The following is a 15,711-nucleotide window of genomic DNA, read 5'->3' as shown; positions in this document are numbered from 1 at the left end:
GGTCGGCCCCCACGTCGTCGGCCAGCTTGATGAGCGATTCGACGGGCGCCCCCTTCACGGTGCGCGCCTCGATCTTGGTCGCTCCGGCCTTCTGGGCCCGGTCCCTGGCGCCGCGGACGATGTCCTCGGCAGGATTGTCCCCGCGGATCTGGTAGGCGTCGTCACCGAGCTGATCCGCGGCCTGGCTGACCGAACGCGGATCGGCGGGCACGTAGGCGCAGGCGATCACGAGGTCCGCCGAGGCGTCGGCGGCCAGCTGCGCGGCGCGATCGACGGCGCGGTAGGACGACTCGGAACCGTCGGTTCCCACCACCACTCTGGTGTAGGCGCTCATTTGCTTCCTCTCCTAGGGAACACGTTTCACCCAGAGTAGTCCGAGGACGCCGCCGACGGGCGGGGTAAACGCGGGAAAAAGCGGCCCAGGTTAGTCGACCCCGGCCTCACGCATCCCCTTGAGTTCCTTACGCAGTTCGGCGATCTCGTCCCGGAGCCTCCCCGCAAGCTCGAATCTCAGGTCGGTGGCCGCGGACATCATCTGCTCGGTCATCTCCTCGATGAGCTTCTCCAGCTCCTTTCGGGGTCGCGCCGACCCGTCGGCCGCCCGGGCGCCCACGAGCTCCGGTCGTGCCCTGGGATCCGCGTCGTCCCCGTGTTCCTCTCCGACCCGGTCGAGGATGTCGGCGATCTTCCTGCGGAGCGGCTGCGGGTCGATGCCGTGCTCGGTGTTGTACGCGACCTGCTTCTCACGCCTGCGATCGGTCTCGTCGATGGCCTGCCGCATGGCCTCGGTGACCGAGTCCGCGTACATGTGGACCTCACCGGAGACGTTGCGGGCCGCACGGCCGATTGTCTGGATGAGCGAGGTGGCCGAGCGGAGGAAACCCTGCTTGTCGGCGTCCAGGATCGCCACGAGCGAGACCTCCGGCAGGTCCAGTCCCTCCCGGAGCAAGTTGATGCCGACCAGGACGTCGTACTCCCCGCGCCGGAGATCCCGGAGCAGCTCCACCCGCTGGAGGGTGTCGATCTCCGAGTGGAGGTACCGAACCCGTATCCCCAACTCGAGCAGGTAGTCCGTGAGGTCCTCCGACATCTTCTTGGTCAGCGTGGTCACCAACACCCGCTCGTCGCGTTCGGCGCGCTGACGGATCTCCCCGATCAGGTCGTCGATCTGCCCCTTGGTGGGCTTGACCACGATCTTCGGGTCGACGAGCCCGGTCGGCCGGATGACCTGTTCGACGAACTCCCCACCGGCGCGCCCCATCTCGTAGGGGCCGGGCGTGGCGGAGAGGTAGACGGTCTGACCCACCCGGCCGGAGAACTCCTCCCAGGTCAGGGGACGGTTGTCCAGGGCGGACGGCAGGCGGAACCCGAAGTCGACGAGATTGCGTTTGCGGGAGGCGTCGCCCTCGTACATGGCGCCGATCTGCGGCACGGTCACGTGGGACTCGTCGATCACCGTGAGGAAGTCCTCGGGGAAGTAGTCGATGAGCGTGGCCGGCGAACTGCCCGCCGGCCGACCGTCGATGTGCCGCGAGTAGTTCTCGATACCGGAGCAGAAGCCCACCTGCTGCATCATCTCGATGTCGTAGGACGTCCTCATGCGCAGCCGCTGCGCCTCGAGCAGTTTGCCCTGGTTCTCCAGCTCCGCCAGGCGCTCCTCCAGCTCGGCCTCGATGGAGGCGATCGCCTTGGCCATCCTCTCGGGACCGGCGACGTAGTGGGTGGCCGGGAAGATCCGCACCTCGTCGACCCTGCGCACGACGTCACCGGTCAGCGGGTGGATGTAGTACAGCGCGTCGATCTCGTCCCCGAAGAACTCGATGCGAACAGCGAGTTCCTCGTAGGTGGGGATGATGTCGACGGTGTCGCCCTTCGCCCGGAACGTGCCCCGGGTCATGGACACGTCGTTGCGCTCGTACTGGACATCCACGAGCAGCCGGAGCAACTGGTCGCGGTCGACCTCCTGCCCGACGGCCAGCGCCACCGACCTGTCGAGGTAGGACTGGGGTGTGCCGAGACCGTAGATGCACGAGACCGAACTGACGACGACGACGTCGCGCCTGGACAACAGGGACGACGTCGCGGAGTGCCGGAGCCTCTCCACGTCGTCGTTGATGGACGAGTCCTTCTCGATGAAGGTGTCCGTCTGGGCGATATACGCCTCCGGTTGGTAGTAGTCGTAGTAGGAGACGAAGTACTCGACCGCGTTGTTGGGCAGCATCTCGCGCAACTCGTTGGCCAGCTGCGCGGCGAGCGTCTTGTTGGGCGCCATCACCAGGGTCGGCCGCTGCACCTTCTCGATGAGCCAGGCGGTGGTCGCCGACTTGCCGGTGCCGGTCGCACCGAGCAGTACGACGTCGCGCTCCCCGCGTGCGAGGCGTTCGGTCAGTTCCGCGATCGCCGTGGGCTGGTCGCCCGACGGGGTGAACTCACTGACGACCTCGAAGCGGGTCGCACTTCGTTCGACATCGCCGATCGGTCGGAACTCCGAGTACGAGAGCACTGTCGGGTCGGCGGGGACCCCGTCGTCGGGGATCTCTGTCGCGAAAGCCATACCACCAGCGTACGAGCAGCCGTTCACCCCCGCCCACCGGTGTCGCCGCAGCGGATGTCAGGGGTGCCAACTACCGTAGGAGTGAGCAGCCCCTCACCGTCCCTGTCATGTCGTCTGGAGAACCCCATGGCCCGCAGCCCACTTCGTCGTCGTACCGCCCGCCCTGACGACGCGCGTCGGCCGATCACGGCGGTCGCCGCCGCCTCTCTCGCGGCGGGGGCCCTCACCCTCCTCGCACCGGTCGCCACGGCCGCACCGTGTGACCCGTGGCCCCCGGCCGGCGGCACCGCGGGCGGGTCGGGCTCCCTCTCGGGGTCTCTGGGGGCGCCCACGTCCGCGCCCGCCACCCCGTGGGCCGACGGCGGGAACGGGTACATCCCGGTTCTCCGGGGCCGGACCACCACGGTCGAGTTGCTGACGGGACCCACCAGCCCCAACGACACGGTAGACAGATTCGGCATCTCCGGCACCGACCTGGGAATCCTCTGGGACAACGGCGACGCCTCGGATCCGCAGATGATGATGGCCCTCGGGGACACGATGGGCGACTGTGACGAGCCCGGTGACCAGTGGCGCAGCAACATCCTCTTCCGATCCGGCGACCGCACACTGAACGACGGGATGCGCATCACCGACGCGCCGATGGAGCGGCCCGGGATGGCGAAGTCGATCCTCCCCCGCACCGGCCACCCCGACGAGACCACGGTGATCCCCACCGCCGGCGTCGAGGTGGGCGGCACCCAGTACCTGCGGTACATGTCCGTTGAACGGTGGGGCTCGCCCGGCGAGTGGACCACCAACTACTCCGCTCTCGCCCGGTCGACGGACAACGGCGAGAACTGGGTCCCCGTACGCGATACCGCCCGGCGGGGTACCGCACCGATGCCCCTCCCGGTCGACCTGGGCCCGGAGTCCACCACCCACACCGCCGGGCAGATGAGCGCGTTCCTCAAGCACGACGGGTACGTCTACGAGTACCTCACACCGTCCGGTCGGAGCGGGTCCGCACGGCTCGCGCGGGTCCCCGAGAACCGGATCGAGGAGATGGCGGCCTACCGCTTCTGGGACGGCGGCGACTGGGTCGTCGATCACCGCGACGCCGTGCCGGTGCTCGGCGCTCCGACGGTCAACTCGGCCGTGAGCGAGTTGTCGGTGTCCTGGAGTGCGCACCTGGGTCGCTTCATCGCGTTGTACAACAACCGCGCCAACAACATCGTCATGGCCCAGTCCGCCACCCCTTGGGGCCCGTGGTCGGGTGAGGACATCCTGCTCTCGTACCAGCACGTCCCGACCCTCTACGGCGCCTTCGTCCACCCGTGGAGCCCCGCCGTGGAGACTCGCGGCGAGGACCTGTACTTCACCATGTCCACCTGGGACGCCTACAACGTCTTCCTCATGAGGACCGACCTCACCCAGATCCCGCCGCGGACCCTTCCCGACGCCCGGTCGCGGATGCGGACGACCGACGACAGCTGGACCCGCAACACCCCGGACCCGGCGGACACCGGCGAGACCGTCCTGGTCGAGCGTCGGCCCATCCCGGAGGCGTGACATGACCCGACCTCTCCCCCGCCGCCTGAGCTCGGTCGTCGTCGCGTCGATCACGGCCGCCGCGTCGGTCGTGACCCTCGGCACGGTCGGAGCCGGAACCGCCGCTGCCGGCCCGTGCAGCGAGATGTTCGGCAACTTCGGTTCCCTGCTGGAGAACCGGACCGGGGCCGGTATGGGCACCGGTTCCCTCGGTTCGCTCGGGTCCTCCGGTGGCTCCGGGTCGCTGGGCTCCGCCTCCCGCGCGCTGGGCTCCGCCGACCGTTCGGGATCGCTGGTCCAGCAGTTGGAGACCGGCTCCCTGGGCAACGGTTTATCCGGCTCGCTCGATCCGATGATCGGGTCGGTCTACGGGATGCCCCCGTGGATCACCGGAGAGGAGGGCACGGTACCCGTCCTGCGTGGACCCACCCGGTTCGAACAGCTCGTCACCGGGCCCACGAGTCCCGGCGATTCCGTCAACCGGTTCGGCGTGGCCGGAACGGACCTGGGCATCATGTGGGACAACGGTGATCCCGCCGACCCACAGGTCCTGATGGCGTTCGGCGACACGATGGGCGACTGCACGGTGCCCGGCAACCAGTGGCGTTCCAACGTCCTGTTCCGCTCCGCCGACACCGATCTGACCGATGGCATCACCATCGATTCCGCCGCCATGGGAACCGACGGTCTCGCCAAGTCGCTGGTCCCGCGATCGGGGCTGCCCGGTGAGGTCACGATCATCCCGACCTCGGGCATCTCCGTCGAGGGTGTCCAGTACCTGCGGTTCATGTCCGTGGCCCACTGGGGCCAACCCGGATCGTGGACCACCAACTACTCGGGGATGGCGTACTCGACGGACAACGGCGAGAACTGGGCCGTCGTCCCCTCTCTGGCCCGCCCCATCACCGACACGGTCCCCCTCGGCGCCGGAGCCCCGGCCGTGGATCCTGCGTGGCGCGGCTCCCAGATGAGCTCGTTCCTCAAGACGGACACGCACCTGTACGAGTACCTCACCCCCTCCGGGCGACAGGGCGGGGCGGTCGTCGCACGCGTTCCGCTCGCCGGTTCCCCGACCGCGGACGAGCTCGACGGATCCGCCACCCCGCCCGCCGCGGGCGTCCTCGCCCCCGAGGCGTACGAGTACTGGAACGGCTCGGCATGGGTGTCCGATGTCGGCGCCGCCGAGCGGGTCCTGCCCGCCCCGGCGAGCGAGATATCGACCATGTACAACGAGTACCTCGGGAAGTACACCGCGATGTACTCACAGGGGTACGACTCGGTGGTCCTCCGCACCGCCGACCGCCCCGAGGGGCCGTGGAGTTCCGCCACCACGCTGGTGGACTATTCGGTGCTGCCCGGCGTCTACGGGGCGTTCATGCACCCGTGGGCGCAGGGCGAGGACCTCTACTACCTCGTCACCACCTGGAACGCCTACAACGTCTTCCTCGTGCGCACCCGGCTGTCGGAGGTGTTCCCCGACCCGAACCTGCGCCGGGCCAGCTCTCAGCCGGCGCCGACCGAGGTCGTGCGACAGGTGCCGGTCTCCGAGCTGGTCGACGGGGTGGTCCCGACCGAGTGAGACCCGGCCGGGGGCGGGGCTGCGGACCCGCCCCCGGTCGGCGCTACCGCCCCCGCAGCACGGCCTCGCTCAGGGTGCGCTCCCACTGACGCGTCTCCTCGCGGTCCGCGCGACGCAGGATCTCCGCGTACTCGGCCCGTGCGTCGGGGTCCGCGCCGATCACCTCGGCCATGAGTAGCGAGAACTCGTGCTCGGGGTCGTCCTCTGCCAGGATCGACACCTCCAGCGGCCTGGCGGGGTCGCACCAGTGCAGCAACGGCCGTTCGCTCGACCGATCACGCACGTATCCCGCCTCGGTGAGCGTGCGCAGGGCGACCTCGACCGCTGCCGCGTCCCGCACCGTCACCTGCAGATCGATGACGTCGGGCGCGTCCAGTCCCTCGACCGCGGTCGGACCGACGTGGTCGATCCGGGTGGCGATCTTCCCCACCACGTGACGCAGGCGCCCGCACGCCCGCTCCGCCTCGCCTGCCCACTCGGGCCGGAACGGGACGACGGTGCGGTCGCCCACCACGGGGGTCCCGGTGCGCAGGTTGTGCTCGAACGGGCGGAGGCGGACCTCGACCAGGGCGCTGGTGAGGTCCACGGCGGTCTGCCGGTCCCCGGAGTTGTCGATCACCACGTCCGCGGCGGCCCGGCGGGCCTCATCGGTGGCCTGCCTCGACATGCGGGCGCGGGCGTCGTCCTCCGGCATCCCCCGGAACTCCACCAACCGCTGCAACCGGATCTCCTCCGGGGTGTCTACGACGATCACCAGGTGGTAGCCGGGTGTCATCCCGCCCTCCACGAGGAGCGGCATGTCGTGCACGACGATCGCGTCCTCCGGCGCCGAGCCGAACAGCTCGGCGGTCCGCTCCCCGATCAGCGGATGGGTGATGGCGTTGAGGGCCGCGGTCCGCTCCGCGTCGACGAAGGCGCGGGCGGCGAGGGCGGCGCGGTCGAGTGCACCGTCCGGCCCCAGGATGTCCTCGCCGAATTCGGCGACGAGCATCGCCAACCCGGGGGAACCCGGTTCGACGACCTCGCGGGCGATGAGGTCCGCGTCCACGATCACCGCCCCCGCCTCCGCGAGCACCGCCGTCACCGTCGACTTGCCGGCACCGATCCCACCGGTCAGACCCACCATCAGCATGACGTGGAGTCTAGGTGACCGAAAGGCGTGCCGGTCCGAGCGACGTAGGTAGGGTCTCACGTGTGAACCGGATTAACTCTGTGCCACGTCTACTCTCTGCGTTGCCTCTCGTTGTAGCACTGGCGATCACGGTGGCTCCCGCCCACGCAGCCGCCCAGTCCGCAGACTCCACCGGTTCCACCGGTTCGACCGGGTCGACCGGGTCCACCGGTTCCTCCGGGTCGACCGGGTCGACCGGGTCCTCGGGCTCGACCGGCTCACTGCTCGGCGAGAGCGGTCCGTGCAACAGCTTCTTCGGGAACATCCCCCCGGGTTCCCTCGGCCCCTTCCCCGTCACCGGATCGCTCGCGAACGCGACCAACTCGGTGCTCGACGCCACCGCATCCTCGGTCCGCCGATTCCCCCGATGGGTCACCGGGGCCGACGGCACCATCCCGGTCCTCAAGGGCGCCACGTCCGTACGCCAGCTGGTTACCGGGCCGACCAGCCCCGCGAAGACCGACGAGCTGTACGACATCCACGGCACAGACCTCGGGATCACCTTCACCCACGATGGCGAGACCATGGCCCTGTTCGGCGACACCTTCGGAGACTGCACTCCCACAGGCAACCAGTGGCGCTCCAACGTCATGCTCGCCACCGCCGGCGGGAGCCCCGAGAACGGGATGGACGTCCTCAGGGCGGTCCCCTCCGATCCACAAGGGAAGGCCACGGCACTCGTCCAGGGTGCGCACCAGTCCAACGGGGCCGGCGAGGTCACCGTCATCCCGACCGCCGCGATCAGCACCGGTGATGACATGTACATGCGGGTCATGTCCGTGCGGGACTGGAACGCGCCTGGCGGCTGGAACACCAACTACTCCGCACTGGTGAAGTCCACGGACGACGGCGAATCGTGGACGGTGCTCACCGAGACGATGCGGCGCGTCACGGATTTCACCGGATGGAACCCGACAGTTCAGTTCGAACCCGCTCCGGACAGCGAGACCCTGCCGCCGGTGGACGGAGACCGCTGGTACGGAGCGCAGATGAGTGCGTTCCTCCTCGACGCTGGTCATCTCTATGAGTACGTGACCCCGTCCGGTCGTCAGGGTCCTGCGATGCTCACTCGGGTTCCGATCGGGCAGATCGAGGACCCCGCCGCGTACGAGTGGTACGCGGGTCCGGGCGCGGGCTGGACCGACGAGCCGACCGGGTACGACGTCATCCCGGCACGCGTCGAGGAACTCTCGGTGCAGTACAACGAGCACCTGGACAAGTACATCGCCATGACGCCCTCGCCGACGGGCGTCGTCTCCATGCGGGTGTCGGAGAGCCCCTGGGGACCGTGGTCCGAGCCACAGACCATCGTCGATCGAAGCATGTTCCCGAACGGCTACGCACCGATGATCCATCCCTTCACCACGGACAACGACAGCCGGTACCTGTACTACACGCTCTCCACCTGGGACGCGTACAACGTCTTCCTACTTCGCACCGACCTCGACGAGTTCGACTTCGCCGCTCCGGACGCGGACCCCCGGACCACCGTGGAGTCCCGTGTCACGGTCAGTACCGCGGCGGAGTCCGGAGCCATCGACGACCGCGGTGTGATCGACGAGGAACGCCTCGAGGAGATCGCGGAGGCCGAGCCCGCCGTCGCCGAGCCGATCGTCGAACCGCCCGGTCGTTGATCGATCGCTGCGCGCCACTCCCGCGCGTCGGGCACACCCCCGCCGACGCCCGTGAGTCCGTCGGGGATGCGAAGCAGGGTGGTCACCGCCCCGATCTCACCCGATCCGACATCCACCGCGATGACCCGGGAGCGGGACGGTCGGTGCGGGCGGCCTCCTCGCCCCCGGCATGACGCGCCACCAGCCAAACCCGGGAGCTCGCATCGCCAAGGGTGCTCACCCGTCCGGCGCGCAAGGCGGCACTTCCGCACTGCGCACGTCACAGACGGGCCACCGCCACCGGAGCGCACCGGGGATAGACGGAGCGGCCCCGCACCGGATACCGGTGCGGGGCCGCTCTCAGATGCCTACTGTGCGATCACTCGCCTCCGGCGAGCTTCGCGCGCAGGGCGGCCAGCTGCTCGTCCGAGGCCAGCGAACCGCCGGTGGACTCGGCCGGAGCGGCCTCCGCCGCAGCCGGACGCGACGACGGGGTGGACTCCGACGAGTAGTTGGTCGGGGCGGCCTCGGCGGCCTCCGCAGCAGCGGCCCGACCCTTCTCGATCTGGGCCGTGTGCATCTTGTGGCGACGCTCGGCCTCCGCGTAGCGGTTCTCCCACTCCTCGCGCTGCTTCTCGAAGCCCTCGAGCCACTCGTTGGTCTCGGGATCGAAGCCCTCGGGGAAGATGTAGTTGCCGGCCTCGTCGTAGCTGTCGGCCATGCCGTACTTCGACGGGTCGAACTCCTCAGCATAGTCCTCGTCCGCCTGCTTGAGCGAGAGCGAGATACGACGACGGTCGAGGTCGATGTCGATGACCTTGACCATGGCGTCGTCGTTGACCGTGACGACCTGGTCCGGGACCTCGACGTGGCGCTCGGCCAGCTCCGAGATGTGGACCAGGCCCTCGATGCCCTCGTCGACACGCACGAAGGCGCCGAACGGCACGAGCTTGGTGACCTTGCCCGGGACGATCTGACCGATCGCGTGGGTCCGGGCGAAGTGCCGCCACGGATCCTCCTGCGTGGCCTTGAGCGACAGCGAGACGCGCTCGCGGTCCAGGTCGACGTCGAGGACCTCGACGGTGACCTCCTGGCCCACCTCGACGACCTCGGACGGGTGATCGATGTGCTTCCAGGACAGCTCGGAGACGTGGACGAGACCGTCGACCCCGCCGAGGTCCACGAAGGCACCGAAGTTGACGATCGAGGACACGACGCCCTTGCGGACCTGGCCCTTCTGCAGCTGGTGCAGGAACTCGGAGCGCACGGCCGACTGGGTCTGCTCGAGCCATGCACGGCGCGAGAGCACCACGTTGTTGCGGTTCTTGTCCAGCTCGATGATCTTGGCCTCGAGCTCCTGACCCACATAGGGCAGGAGGTCACGGACGCGGCGCATCTCCACCAGCGAGGCGGGGAGGAAGCCACGGAGACCGATGTCGAGGATGAGGCCACCCTTGACGACCTCGATGACGGTGCCCTTGACGGCCTCGTCCTTCTCCTTGAGCTCCTCGATCGTGCCCCAGGCGCGCTCGTACTGTGCGCGCTTCTTGGACAGGATCAGACGGCCGTCCTTGTCCTCCTTGGTCAGGACCAAGGCCTCGACCTCATCGCCCACCTCGACGACCTCACCCGGGTCGACATCGTGCTTGATGGAGAGCTCGCGCGAGGGGATGACGCCCTCGGTCTTGTAGCCGATGTCGAGCAGGACCTCGTCACGATCGACCTTGACGATCGTGCCCTCGACGATGTCACCATCGTTGAAGTACTTGATCGTGGCGTCGATTGCGGCGAGGAAGTCCTCAGCGGAGCCGATGTCGTTGACGGCTACCTGCGGGGACGTGGTGTTGGTGGTCATATGGTGGGGTGCTCCGGAGTGGATAGGAATCGTAGCGGACGGGAAGAAAGCGAGCGCGTACGCACGCGACCGTCAACTGTACGCTTCACACGTGACGTCCACAAACCCCCCAGGACATGGAGAGTCGGTCCGAGCCTCACGGATGTGGTGGGACTCGGAGGCGACGGATTACCACCATCACCACGGCGAGTTCCTCGGCGCCCACTCCGCCGACGGCGAGTTCGTCTGGTGCCCCGAGGGCCTGCACGAAGGTGACTGGCACCTGCTCGGTGACCTGGAGGGCCGCGACGTGCTCGAGATCGGGTCGGGGTCGGCTCCGTGCTCCCGGTGGATCGCCGGCCGGGGCGCCCGTGCCGTGGCCGTCGACCTCTCGGCCGGGATGCTCCGTGTGGGGGCTGAGGCTGCGAGCCGGGCGACGGGCCCGGCGGCGACCGTACCCCTGATCCAGGCCGACGCCGGCCGGCTGCCGTTCGCGGACGGCAGTTTCGATGTCGCGTTTTCGGCGTTCGGAGCCATCCCGTTCGTGGCGGACTCCGCGGGCGTGATGGCGGAGGCGGCGCGCGTCCTGCGACCGGGCGGCCGGTTCGTCTTCTCGGTCAACCACCCCATGCGGTGGATCTTCCGCGACGATCCGGGCCCGGAGGGTCTACTGGCCGTGTTCCCCTACTTCGACCGCTCGCCGTACACCGAGTACGACGACGGCGAGCTGACCTATGTCGAGCACCACAGGACGGTGGGCGACCGGATCCGCGAACTGGTCGCCGCCGGGTTCGTGGTGCAGGACCTCATCGAGCCGGAGTGGCCGGAGTGGCTGGACCGGGAGTGGGGGCAATGGAGCCCGCTGCGTGGCGGGATCTTCCCCGGCACGGCGATCTTCGTGGCCACGCTCTCCTGACCCACCCTCTCGCCGGACCCGCCCCGGCGTCACAGGATCTTGGACAGGAAGTCCTTGGTCCGTTGGTGGGACGGCGAGGTGAGAACGTCCGCGGGTGTGCCGGACTCCACCACGACACCGTCGTCCATGAACGCCACCGTGTCGGCGACCTCCCGGGCGAACCCCATCTCGTGGGTGACCACGACCATGGTCATCCCCGCGTCCGCGAGATCGCGCATCACGCCGAGGACCTCCCCGACCAGCTCGGGGTCGAGGGCCGAGGTCGGCTCGTCGAACAGCATCAGTTTGGGGTCCATGGCCAGGGCCCGGGCGATCGCCACGCGCTGCTGCTGCCCGCCGGACAGCTGGGCCGGGTAGGCATCGGCCTTGGCGGCGAGACCCACCTTCGCGAGCAGGCCGCGGGCCCGCTCGGTGGCCTCCCCACGCGACTGGCCCTTGACCAACATCGGCGCCTCGATGACGTTCTCGAGGGCGGTGCGGTGGAGGAACAGATTGAAGTGCTGGAACACCATGCCGATGTCCCGTCGCTGGCGGGCGGCCTGCTTCGGGGAGATCTCGTAGAGCTTGTCACCCTTCTCCCGGTAGCCCACCAGCTCGCCGTCGACGTAGAGCCTGCCGGCGTCGACCCGCTCCAGGTGGTTGATGCACCGGAGGAAGGTGGACTTGCCCGATCCGGAGGGCCCCACCAGGCACAGCACCTCACCGGCGGCGACCTCGAGGTCGATGCCCTTGAGGACGCGCAGCGACCCGAAGTTTTTACAGACCTGCTCGGCCCTGACCATCGACGTCATGCCAGCCCTCCCGACTGATCGGTGCCCTTGACAGCGGCGAGGGCGGACGGCGTGAGCCCGTCCGCATCGGCGAGTGCGCGCAGTTGCCGGCCGGTGAGCCTCCGGGTGGCGCCGCGGGAGAAGCGCTTCTCGAGGTAGTGCTGACCCACCATGAGCACGCTGGTGATGACCAGGTACCACGTGGCGGCCACCAGCAGCAGCGGGATGGGCTGGAAGTTGACGCCGGAGATGTCGCGCGCCTGCCCGTAGAGCTCACCGGAGAACGGGATCGCCACGACGAGTGAGGTGGTCTTGAGCATCGAGATGAACTCGTTGCCCGTCGGCGGGATGATGACCCGCATCGCCTGCGGCAGGATGGTCCGACGCATCGTCTGGCCCCACGTCATCCCCAGCGCGGTCGAGGCCTCGGCCTGCCCCTCGGGAACCGACGAGATGCCCGCGCGGACGATCTCCGCCATGTACGCGGCCTCGTTCATGGCCAGGCCCACCACGGCCAGCCAGAACGCCGAGTACAGGACCATCGTGTCGTCGAACCGGACGAACTGCAGGTCGGTGAACGGGATCCCGAACTGTATCTGGCGGTACAGGGTGAAGATCAGGCCCCAGAACAGCAGCTGCACGTAGATCGGCGTCCCGCGGAAGATCCACAAGTACACCCAGGCGACTGCTTTGAGCACGGGGTTGCTGCTCATCCGCATCACCGAGAGGATAACGCCGAGAACCACGGCGAGGATCATCGACAGCAGCGTCAGCGCGATCGTGTAGAACACGGCCATGCCGAACCTGGTGTCGAACAGGTAGCGGGCGTAGGTGTCCCACCCGTAGGCCGGGTTGGTCGCCGCGCCCCAGATGAACAGGAACACCAGGACCAGTACGACGGTCGCCGACACCCAGCGCCACGGGTGCCGGAGAGGCACCGCCCGGATCGGTTCTGGGGCCTCCGCCGCGGGGGCGTCCGCCCCCTTCTGCGCGGTACTCACCTACCGGTCACTCAGCCCTTCCGGATCTCGGCGTCATCGATGAGACCGGCCTCGAGGCCCCAGTTCTGGGCGATCGTCTCGAAGTCGCCGGTCTCGATGAGCTTGTCGGCGGCAGCCTCGAGGGCGGCGGCGAGTTCCGAGTCCTTGCGGACGGGCCAGCCGTAGGGGGCGGAGTCGAACACATCGCCGACGAGCTGCATCTTGCCCTCGGACTGCTTGACCGCGTAGGCGGAGATGGGCGAGTCGGCGGACATCGCGTCGACCTTGCCGAGCGCCACGGCGGTCGAGGCCTCGTCCTGGGAATCGAATTGGACCTTCTCGATCGCGGGCTTCCCGGCCGCGACGCAGGCCTCGCTGCGGGCGGGCACGTCCTCCTGGTCGGAGACCGTGGTCCGCTGGACGGCGACGTTCAGGCCGCAGGCGTCATCGGGGTCGACGTCGTTGCCGGCGGCGGCTGCCCACTGGATGCCGGCCTCGAAGTAGGTGACGAAGTCGACGGTCTGGAGCCGCTCGTCGTTGACGGTGAACGACGAGGCTCCCATGTCCATGGTGCCGCCCTCGATCGCCGGGATGATCTTCTCGAAGTCGGACTCGCGGAACTCCGCGCGAAGCCCCATCAGCTGGGCGGCGGCGGTCAATACGTCAATGTCGAAGCCGACGATCTCGCCGCTCTCGTTCTTGAACTCGTTGGGCGCGTACGGCGGATTGGTGCCGATCACGATGGCGCCCTTGTCCCGGATCTCGGCCGGGACGAGCGCGGCGATCTCCTCGTCGGTCTCGAGAGACACCTCGTCACGAGGCTCCCCGGAGTCCTGCGGTCCCTCGGTGTTGGTGGTGCAACCGGTCAGCGCGAGGGCCGCGGTGGCGGTCAGGACCATGGCGGCGCGCAGTCCGCGCCGGGAGGTGAGCGTCATGGGGTGCCCTTTCAGGCGTCGTGGAGCCGAATCTGAAATGAACTTAGGGTACAGGTCGGCTGCCGCCCGGGAGGTCAACGGGACGCTCAGTGCGCCGCCGAGTCCCAGTCCGGACCGGTTCCGGTCGAGACGTCCAGCGGGACGTCGAGCTCGATGGCCGAGTACATGCGGTCCACGACCAGGTCCCGGACCTCGTCGAGTTCGCCCTCCGCCACCTCGAGCACGAGTTCGTCGTGGACCTGGAGCAGAAGGCGGCTCTTCAGCCGCCGTTCGGTGAGGTCCGCGTCGACCTTGAGCATGGCCGCCTTGATGATGTCGGCGGCCGTGCCCTGGATGGGTGCGTTGAGCGCGGCACGCTCGGCGTTCTCCCGCTTGAGCCGGTTGTCCGAGTTGAGCTCGGGCAGGTAGCGACGCCGCCCGAACAGTGTCTCCGTGTAGCCGTCACGGCGGGCCTGTTCGACCACTGCGCGCAGGTAGTCGCGCACGCCGCCGAAGCGGGAGAAGTAGGCCTCCATCTGATCCTTGGCCTCACCCTGGCTGATCCCGAGCTGGGCGGCGAGGCCGAACGCGCTGAGCCCGTAGGCCAGCCCGTAGCTCATGGCCTTGACCCGGCGACGGAGCTCCGGGGTGACCTCGTCGATCGGCACGCCGAACGCGCGCGAGCCCACGAACGAGTGCAGGTCCTCCCCTGTCCGGAACGCCTCGATGAGCCCGGCGTCGCCGGACAGGTGTGCCATCACCCGCATCTCGATCTGGCTGTAGTCGGCGGTGAGAAGACAGTCGTAACCCTCACCCACGACGAACGACTCGCGGATGCGTCGACCGTCCTCGGTGCGCACGGGGATGTTCTGCAGATTGGGGTCCGTCGAGGAAAGTCGGCCGGTCGCGGCCACGGTCTGGTTGAACGTGGTGTGGATACGCCCGTCGTCACCGATGGTCTTGATGAGCCCCTCGACCGTGGTCCGCATCTTGGTGGTCTCGCGGTGCAGCAGTAGTGCCTCGAGGAACGCCCGTCCCGGGGTGTCGCCCGTCTCCTTGGTGAGCAGTTCTTCCAGCGCCTTGGCGTCTGTGGTGTACCCGGTCTTGGTCTTCTTGGTCTTGGGCATGCCGAGGGTCTCGAACAGCACGACCTGCAACTGCTTGGGCGAGCCGAGGTTGATCTGTTCGCCGCCGATCGCGGCGTAGGCGGCGTCGGCCGCCTGTCGCCCGCGGTCGGCGAAGTCGTCCCTTAACCCGTCCAGGGCGTTGCCGTCCACCGCGATCCCGATCGATTCCATCCGCGCCAGCACCGGCACGAGCGGCAGTTCCATCTCCGCCATCAGGCGCGCCCCGTGCACCTGCTCCAGTTCCACGTCCAGCCGCTCCGCGAGATCGACCACCGCGCGGGCGCGGGTCGCGGCGGCGTCGGCGTTCTTCTGCTCAGTCTCGGCGTCATCGACATCGTCGAGCAGGGACAGTTGCTTGTCCCCCGCCTCAGCCTCGGGCAGTTCGCGCTGTAGGTGACGTTGGAACAGCTCCGCCAGTCCGTAGCTGCGTTGTCCGGGTCGCACCAGGTAGGCGGCCAGGGCCACGTCCATGGTCACCCCGCCCAACCGGAGCCCGCGTCCCGTCAGTGCGTGCGTGGCGGCCTTGGCGTCGTGGACCGCCTTGGATACCGCGTCGTCGGCCAGCCAGGCGCGCAGCGCCTGCTCGTCGTCCGGCCCGATGTTCGCGAGGTCGAGGTGTCCGGAGGCTCCGCCGACGGCGGCGATGGTGATGGTCTGCGCGTCGCCCGCGCCGGGTCGGGAGGGCCCGACGACGACGAGGCCGTGCCGCTGCCCGGCCGGCGC

Annotated in this window: 12 protein-coding genes; 4 read left to right on the top strand and 8 right to left on the bottom strand. The window is 68.7% G+C overall.

All coding sequences use genetic code 11. From position 1 onward, the window contains the following. Together G6024_RS10400 and uvrB are read right to left on the bottom strand one after the other, a co-directional pair. Positions 1-334, bottom strand: a 334-nt coding sequence (locus G6024_RS10400; protein ID WP_159148650.1) for a universal stress protein, incomplete at its 3' end; no start/stop codon positions are given. Positions 335-424: 90 nt separating this feature from the next. Then, a complete protein-coding gene (uvrB, locus tag G6024_RS10395; RefSeq protein WP_120285892.1) occupies positions 425-2,554 on the bottom strand; it encodes an excinuclease ABC subunit UvrB in 2,130 nt (709 codons plus the stop codon). A gap of 81 nt (positions 2,555-2,635) precedes the next feature. Here uvrB and G6024_RS10390 point away from each other — a divergent pair, with 81 nt between their 5' ends. Beyond that, the gene (locus G6024_RS10390; protein ID WP_235027858.1) at positions 2,636-4,105 is read left to right on the top strand and encodes a glycoside hydrolase family 183 protein; all 1,470 of its coding nucleotides are present in this window, start codon (positions 2,636-2,638) and stop codon (positions 4,103-4,105) included. A 1-nt stretch (position 4,106) separates the two neighbouring features. Continuing rightward, on the top strand, positions 4,107-5,663 hold the full coding sequence (locus G6024_RS10385; protein WP_119191809.1) for a glycoside hydrolase family 183 protein: 1,557 nt from the start codon (positions 4,107-4,109) through the stop codon (positions 5,661-5,663). A gap of 43 nt (positions 5,664-5,706) precedes the next feature. On the opposite strand, the gene coaE is transcribed toward G6024_RS10385, so the two are convergent. Then, the gene (gene coaE / locus G6024_RS10380) at positions 5,707-6,795 is read right to left on the bottom strand and encodes a dephospho-CoA kinase (RefSeq protein WP_096905573.1); all 1,089 of its coding nucleotides are present in this window, start codon (positions 6,793-6,795) and stop codon (positions 5,707-5,709) included. Between the two features lie 101 nt (positions 6,796-6,896). Between coaE and G6024_RS10375 the strand changes: the two genes are divergently transcribed. Next, positions 6,897-8,468, top strand: coding sequence for a glycoside hydrolase family 183 protein (locus G6024_RS10375; RefSeq protein WP_159148649.1), 1,572 nt, complete (start codon positions 6,897-6,899; stop codon positions 8,466-8,468). Positions 8,469-8,826: 358 nt separating this feature from the next. On the opposite strand, the gene rpsA is transcribed toward G6024_RS10375, so the two are convergent. Beyond that, a complete protein-coding gene (rpsA, locus tag G6024_RS10370) occupies positions 8,827-10,302 on the bottom strand; it encodes a 30S ribosomal protein S1 (RefSeq protein ID WP_067714021.1) in 1,476 nt (491 codons plus the stop codon). Between the two features lie 142 nt (positions 10,303-10,444). Here rpsA and G6024_RS10365 point away from each other — a divergent pair, with 142 nt between their 5' ends. Beyond that, positions 10,445-11,197 (top strand): class I SAM-dependent methyltransferase, encoded by a 753-nt coding sequence (locus G6024_RS10365; protein WP_235027857.1) that lies wholly within the window; start codon positions 10,445-10,447, stop codon positions 11,195-11,197. Positions 11,198-11,226: 29 nt separating this feature from the next. On the opposite strand, the gene G6024_RS10360 is transcribed toward G6024_RS10365, so the two are convergent. The 4 genes from G6024_RS10360 to polA all read right to left on the bottom strand — a co-directional run. Then, positions 11,227-11,988: an amino acid ABC transporter ATP-binding protein gene (locus G6024_RS10360; RefSeq protein ID WP_119191810.1), complete on the bottom strand. Its 762-nt coding sequence runs from the start codon at positions 11,986-11,988 to the stop codon at positions 11,227-11,229. Continuing rightward, positions 11,985-12,968, bottom strand: coding sequence for an amino acid ABC transporter permease (locus tag G6024_RS10355; RefSeq protein ID WP_119191811.1), 984 nt, complete (start codon positions 12,966-12,968; stop codon positions 11,985-11,987). Before G6024_RS10355 ends, G6024_RS10360 begins: the two co-directional genes overlap by 4 nt. 11 nt (positions 12,969-12,979) lie before the next feature. After that, entirely contained in the window at positions 12,980-13,882 is a 903-nt protein-coding gene (locus G6024_RS10350; RefSeq protein WP_159148648.1) for an ABC transporter substrate-binding protein, read from the bottom strand. 86 nt (positions 13,883-13,968) lie between these two features. Continuing rightward, positions 13,969-15,711: DNA polymerase I (gene polA / locus G6024_RS10345; protein WP_159148647.1), on the bottom strand; the 1,743-nt coding region annotated here is incomplete at its 5' end.

Source organism: Dietzia maris (assembly GCF_014144855.1).
Classification (GTDB): domain Bacteria; phylum Actinomycetota; class Actinomycetes; order Mycobacteriales; family Mycobacteriaceae; genus Dietzia; species Dietzia kunjamensis.
Note: the sequence above shows the minus strand (reverse complement) of the source record. Positions and strands in the feature narration are given on the sequence as shown.